At 70.5% G+C, this 15,645-nt stretch carries 15 protein-coding genes and 1 tRNA gene; 4 read left to right on the top strand and 12 right to left on the bottom strand.

Annotated elements, in window-relative coordinates:
• Positions 1–2: 2 nt before the first annotated feature.
• The 8 genes from tuf to M9914_08225 all read right to left on the bottom strand — a co-directional run bounded on the left by tuf (position 3) and on the right by M9914_08225 (position 8,623).
• Positions 3–1,220, bottom strand: a complete 1,218-nt coding sequence (tuf, locus tag M9914_08260; protein MCO5174171.1) for an elongation factor Tu — start codon at positions 1,218–1,220, stop codon at positions 3–5.
• Between the two features lie 30 nt (positions 1,221–1,250).
• Entirely contained in the window at positions 1,251–3,320 is a 2,070-nt protein-coding gene (gene fusA / locus M9914_08255) for an elongation factor G (protein ID MCO5174170.1), read from the bottom strand.
• Between the two features lie 35 nt (positions 3,321–3,355).
• Positions 3,356–3,826 (bottom strand): 30S ribosomal protein S7, encoded by a 471-nt coding sequence (gene rpsG / locus M9914_08250; protein ID MCO5174169.1) that lies wholly within the window; start codon positions 3,824–3,826, stop codon positions 3,356–3,358.
• A gap of 3 nt (positions 3,827–3,829) precedes the next feature.
• Positions 3,830–4,228 carry a 30S ribosomal protein S12 gene (rpsL, locus tag M9914_08245; protein MCO5174168.1) on the bottom strand — a complete coding sequence of 133 codons (399 nt, stop codon included), beginning with the start codon at positions 4,226–4,228 and terminating at the stop codon, positions 3,830–3,832.
• Positions 4,229–4,409: 181 nt separating this feature from the next.
• Complete coding sequence (locus tag M9914_08240; GenBank protein MCO5174167.1) at positions 4,410–5,624, bottom strand: ATP-grasp domain-containing protein; 1,215 nt, start codon at positions 5,622–5,624, stop codon at positions 4,410–4,412.
• A complete protein-coding gene (gene purE, locus M9914_08235; protein MCO5174166.1) occupies positions 5,625–6,152 on the bottom strand; it encodes a 5-(carboxyamino)imidazole ribonucleotide mutase in 528 nt (175 codons plus the stop codon).
• Positions 6,149–7,183 (bottom strand): L-threonylcarbamoyladenylate synthase, encoded by a 1,035-nt coding sequence (locus M9914_08230; protein ID MCO5174165.1) that lies wholly within the window; start codon positions 7,181–7,183, stop codon positions 6,149–6,151. The genes purE and M9914_08230 overlap by 4 nt, the downstream gene beginning before the upstream one ends.
• A 78-nt stretch (positions 7,184–7,261) precedes the next feature.
• Complete coding sequence (locus M9914_08225; protein ID MCO5174164.1) at positions 7,262–8,623, bottom strand: DUF4147 domain-containing protein; 1,362 nt, start codon at positions 8,621–8,623, stop codon at positions 7,262–7,264.
• Between the two features lie 17 nt (positions 8,624–8,640).
• Between M9914_08225 and M9914_08220 the strand changes: the two genes are divergently transcribed.
• Positions 8,641–8,922: a hypothetical protein gene (locus M9914_08220; protein MCO5174163.1), complete on the top strand. Its 282-nt coding sequence runs from the start codon at positions 8,641–8,643 to the stop codon at positions 8,920–8,922.
• A complete protein-coding gene (locus tag M9914_08215) occupies positions 8,919–9,980 on the top strand; it encodes a metalloregulator ArsR/SmtB family transcription factor (protein MCO5174162.1) in 1,062 nt (353 codons plus the stop codon). The genes M9914_08220 and M9914_08215 overlap by 4 nt, the downstream gene beginning before the upstream one ends.
• 37 nt (positions 9,981–10,017) lie before the next feature.
• Here M9914_08215 and aroH read toward each other — a convergent pair whose 3' ends face one another.
• Positions 10,018–10,410 (bottom strand): chorismate mutase, encoded by a 393-nt coding sequence (gene aroH / locus M9914_08210; GenBank protein ID MCO5174161.1) that lies wholly within the window; start codon positions 10,408–10,410, stop codon positions 10,018–10,020.
• A gap of 68 nt (positions 10,411–10,478) precedes the next feature.
• Here aroH and M9914_08205 point away from each other — a divergent pair, with 68 nt between their 5' ends.
• Positions 10,479–11,657, top strand: coding sequence for an acyl-CoA dehydrogenase family protein (locus M9914_08205; GenBank protein ID MCO5174160.1), 1,179 nt, complete (start codon positions 10,479–10,481; stop codon positions 11,655–11,657).
• A 27-nt stretch (positions 11,658–11,684) separates the two neighbouring features.
• Here M9914_08205 and dusA read toward each other — a convergent pair whose 3' ends face one another.
• Both dusA and ispH read right to left on the bottom strand, forming a co-directional pair.
• Entirely contained in the window at positions 11,685–12,758 is a 1,074-nt protein-coding gene (gene dusA / locus M9914_08200) for a tRNA dihydrouridine(20/20a) synthase DusA (protein MCO5174159.1), read from the bottom strand.
• Between the two features lie 35 nt (positions 12,759–12,793).
• Positions 12,794–13,852: a 4-hydroxy-3-methylbut-2-enyl diphosphate reductase gene (gene ispH, locus M9914_08195; protein ID MCO5174158.1), complete on the bottom strand. Its 1,059-nt coding sequence runs from the start codon at positions 13,850–13,852 to the stop codon at positions 12,794–12,796.
• Positions 13,853–14,094: 242 nt separating this feature from the next.
• Here ispH and M9914_08190 point away from each other — a divergent pair.
• Positions 14,095–14,171 (top strand) — tRNA-Ile (locus M9914_08190).
• 54 nt (positions 14,172–14,225) lie between these two features.
• Here the strand turns inward: M9914_08190 and M9914_08185 are convergent.
• Positions 14,226–15,602 (bottom strand): S1C family serine protease, encoded by a 1,377-nt coding sequence (locus M9914_08185; protein ID MCO5174157.1) that lies wholly within the window; start codon positions 15,600–15,602, stop codon positions 14,226–14,228.
• Positions 15,603–15,645 lie beyond the last annotated feature (43 nt).

Raw genomic sequence — 15,645 nt, 5'->3', positions numbered from 1 at the left:
GGTTACTTCGTGATGCTGGTCACAACCCCAGCACCAACCGTACGCCCACCCTCACGAATCGCAAACCGCAACCCCTCCTCCATCGCAATCGGCTTAATCAACTCAACCGACAACTCCACATTATCCCCAGGCATCACCATCTCCACCCCAGACGGCAACGACACCACACCCGTCACATCCGTCGTCCGAAAATAAAACTGCGGACGATACCCCGAGAAAAAAGCAGAGTGACGACCACCCTCCTCCTTCCTCAAAATATACACAGACGCACCAAACCCCACATGCGGCGTAATCGAACCCGGCCGAGCCAACACCTGACCCCGCTCAATATCATCACGCCCCACCCCACGCAACAACACCCCAACATTATCCCCAGCCATCCCCGAATCCAACGTCTTACGATGCATCTCAACACCCGTCACAACACTCCTACGAGTATCAGACAACCCCACAACCTCAACCTCATCCCCCGTCCGCACCACACCACGCTCAATACGACCCGTAGCCACCGTCCCACGACCCGTAATCGTAAACACATCCTCCACCGGCATCAAAAACGCCCGATCAACATCCCGCACCGGCGTCGGAATATAAGCATCCACCGCATCCAACAACCCCCACACCCGATCAACCCACTCATTCACACCACGCGCCACCTTCGGCTCCCCCTGCAAAACCTCCAACGCCCGCAAAGCCGACCCACGCACCACCGGCAAATCATCCCCAGGAAACTCATACGAAGACAACAACTCACGCACCTCCATCTCCACCAACTCCAACAACTCCTCATCCTCCACCATATCCACCTTATTCAAAAACACCACAATATACGGCACCCCCACCTGACGCGCCAACACAATATGCTCACGCGTCTGCGGCATCGGACCATCAGCAGCCGACACCACCAAAATCGCACCATCCATCTGCGCCGCACCAGTAATCATATTCTTCACATAATCCGCATGCCCCGGACAATCAACATGCGAATAATGCCGAGCCGCAGTCTGATACTCAACATGCGACGTATTAATCGTAATCCCACGCGCCCGCTCCTCAGGCGCCTTATCAATCTGATCATACGACTGCACCTCAACCGACGAATCAACCGAAGCCGCCGTAAACGTAATCGCAGCCGTCAACGTCGTCTTCCCATGATCCACATGCCCAATCGTCCCCACATTCACATGCGGCTTCGTACGCTCAAACACACCCTTAGCCATGATCAATGCTCCTTAAGTAGGTATCTAGGATTACTTCTTGAGTAGTTCGTCTTGAACACCGCGAGGCGTCGCCTCGTAATGATCGAAGAACATCGAGAACGTGGCGCGGCCCTGGGTCAGGCTGCGCAGGTCGGTGGCGTAGCCGAACATCTCCGCGAGCGGCACGTTGGCGGTGACCACCTGCGCGTTGCCGCGCGGGGTCATGCCTTGGATCTGCCCGCGGCGAGAGTTCAGGCTGCCGATGACGTCGCCCATGTACTGGTCGGGGGTCGTCGCCTCGACGCGCATGATCGGCTCGAGGACCTGGGCGCCGCCCTGGTTCATCGCCTCGCGCACCGCCATGGAGGCGGCGATCTTGAAGGACATCTCGGACGAGTCGACCTCGTGGTACGAGCCGTCGTAGAGCGCGACCTTCATGTCGACGATCGGGAAGCCGAGGAGCGGACCGCTCTGCATGGCCTCCTCGACGCCCTTCTGGACGGCCGGGATGAAGTCCTTCGGCACGGTGCCGCCGACGACGGCGTTCTCGAACACGTTGCCGGTGCCGCGCGGGTTGGGCTCGGCCTTGATCTTGACGTGGCCGTACTGCCCGCGACCGCCCGACTGGCGCACGAACTTGCCTTCGACGTCGACCGGCCGCGAGATGGTCTCACGGTAGGCGACCTGCGGGGCGCCGACGTTCGCGTTCACGTTGAACTCGCGCTTGAGGCGGTCGACGATGATCTCAAGGTGCAGCTCGCCCATGCCGGAGATCTTGGTCTGGCCCGTCTCCGGGTCGGACTCGACCCGGAAGGTCGGGTCCTCTTCCGTCAGCTTGATGAGGCCGTTGGACAGCTTGTCCTGGTCGGCCTTGGAGGCCGGCTCGATGGCCACGGTGATGACGGGCTCCGGGACCTCGATCGACTCGAGGAGGATGGGGTGGTCCGGGTCGGTGAGGCTGTCGCCCGTACCCGTGTCCTTGAGGCCGACGACGGCGCCGAGCGAGCCCGCGTCGATGGACTCGACTTCCTCTCGCGAGTTCGCGTGCATCTTGAGGAGACGACCGATGCGCTCGCGGCGACCCTTCGTCACGTTGTAGATGTACGTGCCGGCCTTGAGCGAGCCCGAGTAGACGCGGACGAACACGAGGCGACCAACGTACGGGTCGGTGGCGATCTTGAAGGCCAGCGCGGACGTGGGCGCGTCGAAGTCGGCCGGGCGGGAGTCCGGCTCGTCCGTGTCGGGGTTGATGCCCGGGACGGGCGGGATGTCGAGCGGCGACGGCAGGAAGGCAGCGACCGCGTCGAGCAGCCTCTGCACGCCCTTGTTCTTGAGAGCGGAGCCGCAGCACACGGGGAAGAACTTCAGACCGATCGTGCCCTTACGGATGGCGGCGCGCAGGAGCTCGTTGGGGACGTCCTCGCCCTCCAAGTACAGCATGGCGACTTCGTCGTCGAACTCGGCGACGCGCTCGATCATGAGCTCGCGCTTCTCCTTGGCGAGCGCGAGGAGGTTCGCCGGGATCTCCTCGATCTCGATGTTCTTGCCGATGTCGTCGTGGTAGTAGACGGCCTTCATCTCGATGAGGTCGAGCATGCCCTCGAACGTGTCCTCGGCGCCGATCGGCCACTGGAGCGGCACGGCGAGCGCCCCGAGGCGGTCGGCCATGGAGGAGAGCACGAGCTCGAAGGAGGCGCCCGTCTTGTCCATCTTGTTGGCGAAGGCGATGCGCGGCACGTGGTACTTGTCGGCTTGCCGCCACACCGTCTCCGACTGGGGCTCTACGCCCTGGCTGGCGTCGAACACCGCCACGGCGCCGTCGAGCACGCGCATGCTGCGCTCGACCTCCATGGTGAAGTCCACGTGGCCCGGCGTGTCGATGACGTTGATGCGCGTGTCGCCCCAGAAGGCCTGGGTGACGGCGGACGTGATCGTGATGCCGCGCTCGCGCTCTTGCGCCATCCAGTCCATCTGGGAGGCGCCCTCGTGGGTCTCGCCTACCTTGTGGATGCGGCCGGTGAAGAAGAGGATCCGCTCGGTGAGCGTGGTCTTGCCGGCATCGATGTGCGCGGCGATACCGATGTTGCGTGTCTTGCGTAGGTCAGTGATCGTCGTAGTCATAAATCAGTCGATAGCTTTGGAGGCCCTTGCCGGGGTCACCAGCGGTAGTGGGCGTAGGCGCGGTTCGCCTCCGCCATCCGCTCGACGTCCTCCTTCTTCTTGACGGCACCGCCGCGACCGGCCGCGGCGTCCAGGAGCTCGCCGGCCACGCGCTCGACGGCCGTGCGCTCTGGGCGGGCGTCGCAGGCGGCGACGAGCCAACGGAGGCTGAGCGACTGCGAACGGCGCGGCGCGACCTCGACTGGCACCTGGTAGGTGGAACCGCCGACCCTACGGCTACGCACCTCGATGCGCGGGCGGATGTTGTCGAGCGCCTGCCGGAAGACCTTGAGGGGCTCCTGGCCGGTGCGCTCCTGGATGAGGCGGCAAGCGCCGTAGAAGATGCGGCTGGCGGTGTTCTTCTTGCCGTCGCGCATCAGCTTGTTGACTAGGGCGGTCACCGTCGTGTCGGAGTAGACAAGATCGGGCTCCAGCGGGCGGATCTCGGCGCGTCTTCTGCGTCCCATGGCTTACTTCTTCCCTGCCTTCGGCTTCTTGGTGCCGTACTTGCTGCGGCTCTGGTTGCGCTGGACGTAACGGCCGACGCCAACGCCCTGCGCGTCGAGCGTGCCACGCACGATGTGGTAGCGCACGCCCGGCAGATCCTTCACGCGGCCGCCGCGGATGAGCACGACGGAGTGCTCCTGCAGGTTGTGCTTCTCGCCCGGGATGTAGGCCGTGACTTCCTGGCCGCCGGCCAACCGGACACGCGCGATCTTGCGCAGCGCCGAGTTCGGCTTCTTCGGGGTCTGGGTCTTGACGGCCGTGCAAACGCCACGGCGTTGCGGCGACCCCTTGAGTGCCGGGGTCTTGCTCTTCTTCTCGATCTTCCTGCGCCCCTTGCGGAGCAGCTGGTTAACGGTCGGCAGAACGATCACTCCCTCGTGCGGTCTCGCAGCCGTTGGGAACTCGGATGCGGCGATAAAGGCCTCGAACTCGGCTAGCCTGACGTCGTTCGCGGCCTTCGCGGCAGCACACGACAAACTCGCCCTAGACCCAACGCTGCGGGCCGAGGGCAGACAAACCTAGGCAGTATAGCGCCTACGCCCACTATTTGGCAAGCGCGGAGCGCGCCCGCTGCACGCGCGCCAGCGCGGTCGCCCCGTCCGGTGCCACCGCGGTCAGGTGACCCATCTTGCGGCCCGGCCGAGCGGACGCCTTCCCGTAGAGGTGCAGGCGCACGCCCGGCTCGCGCAGCGCGGCGGCCCAATCGGGCTCGCCGCCGCCCCACAGGTCGCCCAAGAGGTTCGCCATCGCGGCCGGGGCGAGCGGTGCGGGGCTGCCGAGGGGCAGGCCGCATAGGGCGCGCACCTGCTGCTCGAACTGGCCCGTCGCGCAGGCCTCGATGGTCAGGTGACCCGAGTTGTGCGGGCGCGGTGCGACCTCGTTCACGTACAAACCGCCGTCGGTGGCCACGAAGAACTCGACGCACCCCAGGCCGACGAACTTGAGCCCCGAGAAGATCGCCTCGGTCGCCTCGGCCGCGGCCGCCAGCAGCGCCGGCGTCAGGAGGCCGCCGGTCGGGTCGTCCGGACCGTCGAGGCGAAGGCCCTCCCCCGAGCCGGTCGCCCGGGGGCCCCAAGGGGAGCTGGACACGTCGAGGACCTGGGTCACGTGCCTGTTGATGACGGGGAGGTAGGGCGCGAAGCCGCCGTCCGCCGCCCTGGCCGCCACGACGGAGAGCTCGGCGGCGAGCTCGATCCGCCGCTCGACCACGACCGGCCCGGCGGCGGCGAGCGCCGCGGCCGCTTCCGAGCGTTCCGCGTCGGGCACCCGCCCGAGCGCGACCTGGCCCTTCCCGTCGTAGCCGAAACCGGCCGTCTTGACCAGGCAGCCGCCGGCGAAACCGGCGACGGCGGCCTCGAGCTCCGAGAGAGAGCCGTTCGTCACCGCTACGTAAGGCACCACGGGCAACCCGTGTCGGGAGAGGAACTCCTTCTCGCGCAAGCGGTGTTGCGTGACGTGAAGGGCGAGGTGACCGGGGCGCACGCGCGTGACCCGCTCGGCCGCGGCGATGGCGGCGGCGGCGAGGTTCTCGAACTCGAGCGTCAGGGCGTCGACCCCGGCAGCGAAAGCCGCGATGGCGCCGACGTCCTCGTAGCTCCCGACGACCGCGCGCTCGGCGGCCTGGGCGGCGGGCGAACCGGCCTGATCGGTATAGACGGCGACCGCGTACCCCAGCCGTCGGGCGGCCAGCGCGAACATGCGCCCGAGCTGGCCGCCGCCGAGCACGCCGAGACGCGCGCCTGGCAACAACGTCTCCATCTACTCCTCGAAGCTGGCGCCCGGCAGCACGGAAGCCGAAGCGGCGCTCGTCTGGGCGGCGCGGTACGCCACGAGGCGCTCGCGCAGCTCGGGGCTCTTCAGCGCGAGGATGCTCGCGGCCAGCAGACCGGCGTTGACGGCCCCGGCGACGCCGATGGCGAGGGTGCCGACCGGCACCCCCTTGGGCATCTGCACTATCGACAACAGCGAGTCCACGCCTCGCAACGCCTCGCTCATGACCGGCACGCCAAGGACGGGCAGATGGGTGCCAGCGGCGATCATGCCGGGTAGGTGGGCGGCGCCGCCGGCGCCCGCCACGATCACCTCCAGCCCCCGAGCGGCTGCGCCCTTGGCGAACTCGCTCAGGCGGTCGGGCGTGCGGTGGGCGGAGACGACCTTGCAGACGTGCGGGACCCCGAGGCGCTCGAGGACCTCCGCTGCGTGCCGCAACGTCTCCCAGTCGCTGGTGGAGCCCATCACGACGGCGACGACGGCGGTCGGGCGGTCCTCCCCCGCCGCGCCGCTCATGCGCGCCGCCCGACGTCGCCCGCGGCCGCGGCCGGAGCCCGCACGCCCACGCCGGGCCGTGGGGCACTCGCGCGCGCGAGGCGGTCACGGACGGCGAGCCACGGCGGGGTGAGCGGCACGCGTTCGATCAGGATCTCCCTCGGCGCCGCCGAGTCCAGCCGCCTTAGCGCGGCGTAGAGGCTCGCGCCGAACGCCACGGGATCGTCGGGCAGCGCCACCCAGAGGCCCGCGAAGGCCTCGGGGGCGTGGCGCCGAGCCAGCACGGCCATCCCGGCATCCTCGCCGATACGCCGTTCGAGCTCGGCCGGGCCGACGAGGCGCGTGGGCGCCGTCGGGGCGTAATGGCTCGGCAGGCTGCCAGGCACGCGGGGAGCGGCCGCGTCCCCGTTCACCTCCACGCGCTCTCCGACGACCGCCTCGATGGCCTCGACGGTCACGCCGCCGGGGCGCAGGACGCGCGCGACCGGGCCAGTGAGGTCGAGGATCGTCGACTCGAGCCCGACCCGACAGGCGCCCCCGTCCAGCACGACGAGGTCGGCGGCGCCGAACTCGGCGGCCACGTGCTCGGCGGTCGTCGGGCTGATGCGCCCGAAGCGGTTCGCGGACGGGGCCGCGACGGCGCCCCCGAGGGCGTCGAGCAGGGCGAGGGCCACAGGGTGCCCCGGCACGCGCAGCGCCACGGTGGGTTGCCCGCCCGTGAGCACGTCCGGCACCCAGGCCGCCTTGCGCACCACGAGCGTGAGCGGGCCCGGCCAGAGGGCGGCCGCGAGGGCCTCGAGGCGCCGGTGGGCGCCGTGCTCCCGAGCGTGCTCCACCCAGCCGCCGGCGTCCGCGCCGGAACCGAGGTGGACGATGAGCGGATGGTCGCGCGGCCTGCCCTTGAGCTCGAAGACCCGCGCGACCGCGCGCTCGTCACGCGCCGAGGCCGCGAGGCCGTAGACGGTCTCCGTCGGCATGGCCACGAGCCGGCCGGCAGCCAGGAGCTCCGCGGCCAAGCCGACGTTCTCTGGTGTGGGGGGCAGTATCCGCACTGCCACCGAGCATACCTACTCCGCCGGTTCCGGGGTCGTCTCGAGGCCCTCACAGGGTCGCTCCCGCTTGCGCCTCTCTCAAGAGGGGCGCGAGCGCGGGAACAGCACCACGCGCAGGGCGTTCACGTTCGTGCGCGTCGGCCCCGTGACGAGCAGGCCGCCGACCTCGTCCAGCAGACCGTGGGAGTCGTGCGTCCGCAAGGCGCGCTCGATACCTTCGGGTGTCAGGCGAGCCAACGCCTCGGGCGTCAGGAGCGCGCCGGCCGCCGCCGAGGCCCCGTCCAGCCCGTCCGTATCGACGGCAAGGAGCCAGTAGTCGCTCCGCCCGAGCGCGGCGACGAAGGCCAGCGCCCACTCGCCGTTCGGCCCGCCCCGAGCCGGGACGGGGCCGGCGGGCGCAGTGCCGGCGACGGGCCCACGCGCCGCGCCCACCGAGTGGGCGCCGTCCTCGGCCGTTGCCGCTTCCCGGGAGTCGCGCGCCACCGTCGTCTCGCCCCCGTAGACGAACGCCACCGGTCCGTCCCACCCGCCGAGCGCGAGAGCCGCCGCCACTTCCCTGGCCTGGCGCCTCGCCACCGCGGTGGAGTCGCCCGTGACGGTCGCGTCCGCCATGGCGACCGCGACCCCTTCCGCCTCCAGCCGGGCCGCGGCCGCCGCGACGGCGAGCGCACCGGAAGCGACCAGTTCGTAGCGGGCTCCGGCCAGGCGGGGGTCGCCGGGCTTGGGCGTCTCCGGACGTCGGCCCCGCAGGCCGGCCTCGAGGGCCCGCCTGGCGGCGGCGGCCTGGGGCGCGAACTCGTCGAGCGCGGCCAAGGCGTCCGCGAACGTGGTCGCGTCCGCGACGGTCGGTCCGGAGGCGATGGTCCCCGGGTCGTCGCCCACGACGTCCGAGACCGCGAGGGCGAGCAACGGCGCCCTGCACACCGCGGCAAGCCGCCCGCCCTTGACCGCCGAGAGGTGCTTGCGAACCGCGTTGATGCGACGGATGTCCGCCCCGCCGCGCAGGAGCGCGGCCGTCGTCTCCGCCTTCTCCTCCAGGCTCAGGCCCTCGGGCGCGCAGAGGAGCGCGGAGCCGCCGCCGGAGACGAGGAACAGTACGAGGTCGTCCGCGCCCGCCCCGGCCACCAGCCGCCGTATACCGGCCGTGGCGGCCGCGCCGGCGGCGTCCGGCACCGGGTGGGCGCCCTCCAGCACCGCGACGCGACGGGTGGGAGCGGCGTGGCCGTACCGCGTCACCACGACGCCGCCGAGCGGCACGTCCGGAGCGTACGCGTCCTCCACGGCGCGCGCCATGGCCGCGGCCGCCTTGCCGGCACCCACGACGACGATCCGACCCGGCGGCGGTGGCGGCAGGTATGGGCGCAGGGCGGAAGCCGGCTCTGCCGCGCCGAGCGCCGCGGCCAAGGCCGCGCGCAGCGTCGATGTTCCCGTAGCGCTCACCCCGGCTACAATAGGGCATGTTCGGGATGTTCAGGCGGCAAGATCCGCGCTTCCGCGAGGAGGCCAACGCCCTGCTATGCCAGGTGCGCACCGACCGGCACGGCGAGGTCATCCGGGTGCGCCTCTCCAAGACGAGCGAGATGAGCCTCCAGGGCAACAACTACTTCGTCCGCAAGTCGCTCGTGGGCCCCAAGACCCTAGACAACGCCACGCTCGAGGTGACGATGACGAGGTCCCACAAGGTGACGAACGCGACGGTCGACGGCGGCCGCCTGCTGGCAGCCAGAGACTGGGAATGACCGTGGCCGGGGGGCGGACAGTCGTCACGGGGAAGGGTTCGCCGTCCGCCTCGCTCGACGTGCGCCCGGCGCCCGTGCTGGAACTCACTTACGCCTACTTCCGCCTCGCCGACCTCGACGGGCGCCAGACGCCCCTACCCTGGTTGCGCGAGCTGCGCGACCACCCGCCGCGCTGGCTGAGCGCGAGCATGGCAAGGCGCAGCGAGGAGCTCGGGTACGAGGCGCTCCTGATCGCTTGCGCTTGTGGCTACGAGGCGGACGAGACGCCGGACCGGTTCCTCGCCGACTTCCCCGAGCTCCCGCCCGCGGCTGTCGGAGCGTTCCCAGCCGCCTTCGTCCAGCCGGAGGGCGCCGAAGGCGACGAGCTGCTCCCCGAGCGCTCGGCCGCCATCCGCACGGCGCTCGAACGGCTCGCCGAGCCGGCCGCGGCCCGGCACCTGGCCTCGACGCTGCGGTGGCTGTGGGAGCACCTGCGCCCCGCTTGGGAAGGGGCGGGCCGCAGTGCGACCGAGGCCGCAGCGCGTGCGCTCCAAGCCGCCACCGGCACCGGCGGCGATCTCCTGGCTTCTCTCCCGATCCATCATTTCGTGCAGTTGGAGGACAGCGTCACCGCCATCCGGGCGCAGTCGGCGCGCGGTCGCACGCTCGTCGTGCCGCTCTACTTCGCCCTGCGCGGCGGCTTCCGGTTCAGGGTGCGCGACCAACTCGTCATCGGCTACGGCGCGCGTACGGAGGACGTCTACGAGGAGCAGCGCGACGGGGTGGTCGCCCTCGCCGGTCGCCTCAAGGCGTTCTCGGATCCGACGCGGCTCCTGCTGCTCTTCCACGTCAGCAGGCTCTCCCGCTTCCCGCTCACCGTCGGGGACCTTGCCAAGCAGCTCGGCGTGAGCCAGCCGACGGCCAGCGGCCACCTCCGGCTCCTGCGTGAGCTCGGGCTCGTCACGGTCCTGAGGTGCGGCAACCGCTCGTACTACCGCCTGGAGCCCGAGGCGGTGCGCCCACTACTCGACGAGCTGGAGCGAACCCTGCTGCCGCCGATGGCTGGTCACCAGCGTTAATCAGGCGAACGAAGCCGTCCGTGCGGGCGCTTGCGCCCTATTGCGCGCTGACGAGGTCCGGCCGGAGGCTCCGTGCTTCGCGCAGATACACGTGACGCATCTCCTCCTGGCCCTTGGTGGTGTTCAGGAGGAGCATGACGCGGATGCAGCGGGGCAGCCGGCCCGGGACGGGGATCTCCTGGAAGCAGAGCAGCGGGACCATCGTCATGCCGATGGCCCGGGCGCCTTCCGCCGGGAACGTCGACGAGAGGTCCGGCGTGGTGGTGAAGAACACGGAGGAGATCTCCTCATAGTCGGAGATGGCGTTCTGCTCGAGCATCGCCTGCAGCAACTCGGCGGTCGCCGAGAGGATCTGCTCCGGCACGTCCGCCTCCACCGTCGTCGCTCCCCGTATGCCCCGCACGCGGTTCTGCCCGTCCCGTCCGTCCATGGCGGGGAGTGTACCAGGCTCGTGACCCGTGGGCGGCGGCGTTCCCTCCCCATGCTTTACGGTGCGGCATGCCCCAGACCGTCACACCGTGGTTCGAGCTCACGGCCGACCAGCGCTCGCTAATAGGCCCGCTACGGGAGTTCCTCAAGGCGGAGGTCGCCCCGGGCGCCGTGCAGCGCGACGAGACCGGGGAGTTCCCCGCGTCGATCGTCAAGGCACTCGGCGCCATGGGCGTCTTCGGACTCCAGGTCCCCGAGGAGTTTGGCGGGGCCGGGCTCGACACGGCGACCTCGGCCCTCGTCGTCGAGGAGGTGGCCGCCGTAGACGGCTCGCTCGCGCTGACGGTCGCGTCCCACAACTCGCTATGCGTGGGGCACCTGCTCGCGGCCGCCGACGACGCACAGCGTCGCGAGTGGCTGCCACCACTGGCCGCGGCCGAGCGGCTCGGCGCTTGGGCACTGACCGAGCCGGGGGCCGGCTCCGACGCCGCGGCGCTGGCGACGAAGGCGACACGCACGTCGGAGGGTTACGAGATAACGGGCAGCAAGCAGTTCATCACCCAGGGCACGGTCGGCGGCGTGTACGTAGTCATGGCCAGGACCGCGGAGGCGGCGCACGGGGCGGCGCGTTCCGACGGCATAAGCGCCTTCGTGCTCCCTGGCGAGACGCCGGGCCTCGTGCGCGGCAAGCCTGAGAAGAAGCTCGGGCTGCGCAGCTCCGACACGACGCCCCTGGTCTTCGATGGCGTGCGCGTCGGCGGCGGGGCGCTCCTCGGCCGGGAAGGCGCCGCCTTCGCCGACGTGGCGCGCGTGCTGTCCGGCGGCCGCATCGGCATCGGCGCCATGGGCATCGGACTCGGGCGCGCCGCCCTGGAGAAGGCCGGTCGTTACGCCCTCGAGCGCCGCCAGTTCGGGCAGGCGCTCGCCAGGCACCAGGCGGTCGCGTTCAAGCTGGCCGAGATGGCCACGGAGTTGGAGGCCGCCAGGCTGCTCGTGATGAAGGCCGCCGCCTTGCGCGACGCCGGCCGCGACCACACCCTCGCGGCGGCCATGGCGAAGCTGAAGGGGAGCGTCGCCGGAGTGAACGCGTGCGACGCCGCCATCCAGGTCTTGGGCGGCTACGGCTACCTGCGCGACTACGAGGTCGAGCGCTACTGGCGCGACGCCCGGCTCACCCGCATCGGCGAGGGCACGGACGAGATCCAACACCTGATCATCGCGCGGGAGTACCTGCGGCAGCTCGAGTAGCGCCGCCGACGGCGGCCCCCGCGGCCCTCAGGTCGCGTGCGGCGCCAGGCGGCCGGCAGCCGTGGTCGGACGGTCCGCACCGCTAGTCGCCGAGCAGGCGACGGGGGCGTCCGCCACGCCCTCCGGCAGGGCGGCCAACGCCGCCCGGAGGACCTCGACCCCGGCGCCACGCCGGTGCGAACGCTCCGAGATCATCCGCCGCCACGCCCTTCCCCCTGGCTGGGAACGGAAGAGCGCCAGCATGTGGCGCGACATGGCGGCGAGGGGCATGCCGGCGAGCAGCTGCTCCTCGACGTACGGGTACACGGCTTCCACGACGCTCCGACGCGTGAGCGGGGGTCGGCCGCCCATCAGCTCGTCGGCAGCCGCCCGCCAGTCCCGACGCGGCGCTCCCGGCGACCGGAGCAGCTCGTCCGCGCCGGCGAGCACGAACGGGTCCTCGTAGACGGCGCGGCCGAGCATCACGCCGTCGACGCGCGCCAGGTGGGCCACCGCAGCCTCGAGGTCGGGGATCCCGCCGTTCAGCTCGACCAGCAGCTCCGGCCGCTCGGCCTTGAGGCGGTACACGACGTCGTAACGCAGGGGCGGGACCGTGCGGTTCTCCTTCGGGCTCAAGCCCTTGAGCCAGGCCTTCCTGGCATGCACGACGAAGCGGTCGGCCCCCGCCGCCGCCACGGTGTCGACGAACTCCAGGAGCTCCGGGAAGGAGTCGCGGTCGTCGACCCCGATGCGGTGCTTGACGGTCACCGGGACTGGCACGGCCGCTCGGAGTGCCGCGACGCCTTCGGCCACCAGGGCGGGGTCCTTCATGAGGCAGGCGCCGAAGTTGCCGCTCGTGACGCGCTCTGACGGGCAGCCGACGTTCAGGTCGATCTCGGCGTAACCGTAGGCGTGACCCAGGGCGGCGGCGCGGGCGAGGAGGTCCGGGTCGTCACCGCCCAGTTGCAGCACGACCGGGTCCTCGACGGGGCTCTTGGCGAGCAGCCTCTCGGCGTCACCGTGGACGACGGCGGCGGCCGTGAGCATCTCGCTATAGAGGAGCGTGCGCCGCGTTATCTGCCTGAGCAGGCAGCGGAAGTGCCGGTCCGTCAGGTCCAGCATGGGCGCCACGGACAGGGGCTGGGCGACCGAGCGGCTCAGGCTTCGCTCCCGGCGAGGGCCCGGTCCGCGTTCGGCGCCACCTTGCGCGGCTTGCGGAACGTGATGTTCTCCCACTCGCCCTCTTCAACGACGCGCAGCAGCGAGTTGGCGGCCCTGAAGTGCTCGACGACGGCCTGGACGAGGTCGTCCGGCGTGCTGGCGGCGGAGGTCAGGCCGACGGCCTCTACGCCGGCGAACCAGTCCGGCCTGATGTCAGCGACGGACTCGATGCGGTGGGCGTTGCCGGTCAGGTCGGCGGCCAGCTCCAGGAGGCGCATGCCGTTGGAGCTCGCCTCGCTGGTCACGACGAGGAAACCGCCGACGTGCGGGGCGATGGCCCTCACGGCGTCCTGCCTGTTCTTCGTCGCGAAGCAGAGGTCGTCGGAAGGGGGCACGACGAGCTTAGGGAAGCGTTCCCTGAGGAGCGCGACCGTGCGCATGGTGTCGTCGACAGAGAGGGTCGTCTGCGTGAGTACGACCACCCTCTCCGGGTCCGGCACGGTGACCGTGCGCGGGTCGGCCAGGGCCGGGTCGTGCTTGCGGTTGCCGAGCACGGCCACGACCGTCGTGGCCTCCGGCGCCTCGCCGTACGTGCCGACGACCTCCTGGTGCTTCGTCGAGTCGCCGACCAGCAGCACGTGGTAACCGAGGGCGGCGTACTTCTTGGCCTCGTTATGGACCTTGGTGACGAGCGGACACGTGGCGTCGATGGTGGCCAGGCCGAGCTGGGCCGCGCGAACGCGCACGACCGGGCTCACCCCGTGCGCGCTGAACACGACGGTATGCCCGACGGACCGCCCGGCCTCGGCGGCACGCTCCCTCACGCTCTCCAGGTCGTCGAGGCGCTCGACGAACGTCACGCCGTGCTCGTCCTCGAGCCGGTCGACGACGGTCCTGTTGTGAACGATGTCGTGGTACACGGCCACGCCACCCTCGCCGGCACGCTCGGCCTCGCCGGCGGCCTCCTTCACGGCCTCGATGGCCATGACGACGCCGGCGCAGAAGCCGCGCGGCTTGGCGAGGTAGAGGGTAGCGACGGGTCCAGACGTGCCCACGCTTGGCATTCTACCGGCCGCCAGCGCGCGGTCGCGCCTCCCGGGAGCGCACGCGACGCTACCGCACCACGGCGGACGCTCGGCGCGGCGGGGCCGCCCGCCGAGCGCGCGAGGCCTAGTTGCGCCGCCGGGCTTTCGGCGTCGCACGGCGCCTCACGCGCTGCTTGACCGTGGAACGCGCCGACATGATAGACTCCGTTTCGCTCGAGCGCGGGCGAACATGCCGTGCCCAAGCGGTCCGTGGGCGATTAGCTCAGCTGGTTAGAGCGCGTCGCTGATAACGACGAGGTCAGTGGTTCGAGTCCACTATCGCCCACCACGCTTCCCCCTCAAGCGCCTCCCATAACTCGCCAAGCCCCTTAGGGTCACGAACTCAGTTACCCGCGAACACGGACGTGCGCGCGCCGAGCGTCAACTCGACCCTGAACGTCGCGTTGCCGCGCTGCACCGTCAAGGTCACGACGTCGCCGATGTTCTTGCCGCGCACTACCGCCAGCAGGTCCGCGAACGTCGGGGTCGGGGTGCCGTCTACCGCCACGATCACGTCCGCGACCGGGGTGACGCTGACCGTGCCGTCGGCGGCCACGACGCTCTCCTGGCTCAACGACCGCAGGCCGGCCTTGGCGGCCGGTCCGCCCGGGGCGACCTCGCTGACGATGGGTCCGGGCCGGGCGCCCAGGTAGTGGGGGCTGGTGCGCGGATCGTAATCGAGCCCCTGCGCCCACGAGAACCCGATGACGGGCACGTCACGCTTGCCGCCGGCGAGCACCCCCTCCACGAGCTCGCTCGTACGCGTCAACGGGATGGCGTAGCCGGCGAAGTCCCGGTTGATCGCGAGCCCCTGGAGGAACGGCGGCACGAAGCCCTGCGAGCTCATGGCGCTGGGGTTGAAGCTTATGTAGCTCACGACGCCGACCGCCTCGCCGCGCGCGTTGACGACCGGGCCGCCCGAGTCGCCAGGCGCGAGGGAGTTGGTGAGCTCGATGGTGTCGTCGGCGAAGTCGGCGCGGCCCGCCCTCACGCCGAGCCGCGTGACGCGCCCCGACCTGGCGCCCATGAAGTCGTTGCGGCTGTTGCCGATGGCCACGACGCCCGTGCCGGGGCTGGGCAGCCGCGTGGCGAGGGGGATGTAGGGGACGAGGGTGGTGACGTCCGCTTGCAGCGCCGCCAGGTCCATGTAGGCGTCGAACCCGATGACGTGGACGTCGAACTCCAACCTGTCCGTGGTCACGGCGACGAGCTTCGCGCGGCACGACCCTTCGGAGGCGGCGGAGACCACGTGGTGGGCGGTGAGGAGGATGCCATCCTCCGTCACGAAGAAGCCGGTCCCGATCCCGAGAACGGCACGGGGGTTCGCTATGCAGCGCGCCTCGATGCGCACCGTAGCGCCGCGGGTGTTCTCGTAAGCCGTGAGCAGGGCGCCCGTGGGGGCCTCGATGGCCGGCGGGGTGCCGGCGACGTGCGCGAGGCGCGGTTCCGGCCGCAACTGGCTGCCGAGCACGGCGGTGAGTGCCAGCAGGGCGAGGAGCAGCCATGTGAAGGCCCTGACGCGCCTCAGGCCGAGGCCCGGGCGGGGCTGGGTGGGCTGCAGGACGAGCAGGGGCTCGTTCGGGAACCCGTGCTCCGTAGGGAGCGCGTGCTCCCCGGCCGGCTCCTGCTGACCGGCGAACCCGGCCACAGGCTCGGCGTCCGGCGCGCTAGCTTGGTTGACGGACTGCTCCTGAGCCTCGCGACCCTCTTCTGGCGGCATGTGCCCATTATGCGGGCCAGAAGGCTCGCCTGCGTATCATGGC

The sequence above is a fragment of the Trueperaceae bacterium genome, assembly GCA_023954415.1.
Classification (GTDB): domain Bacteria; phylum Deinococcota; class Deinococci; order Deinococcales; family Trueperaceae; genus JAAYYF01.
The sequence above is the reverse complement of the archived record's forward strand: the minus strand, read 5'-3'. Positions and strand labels throughout refer to the sequence as shown.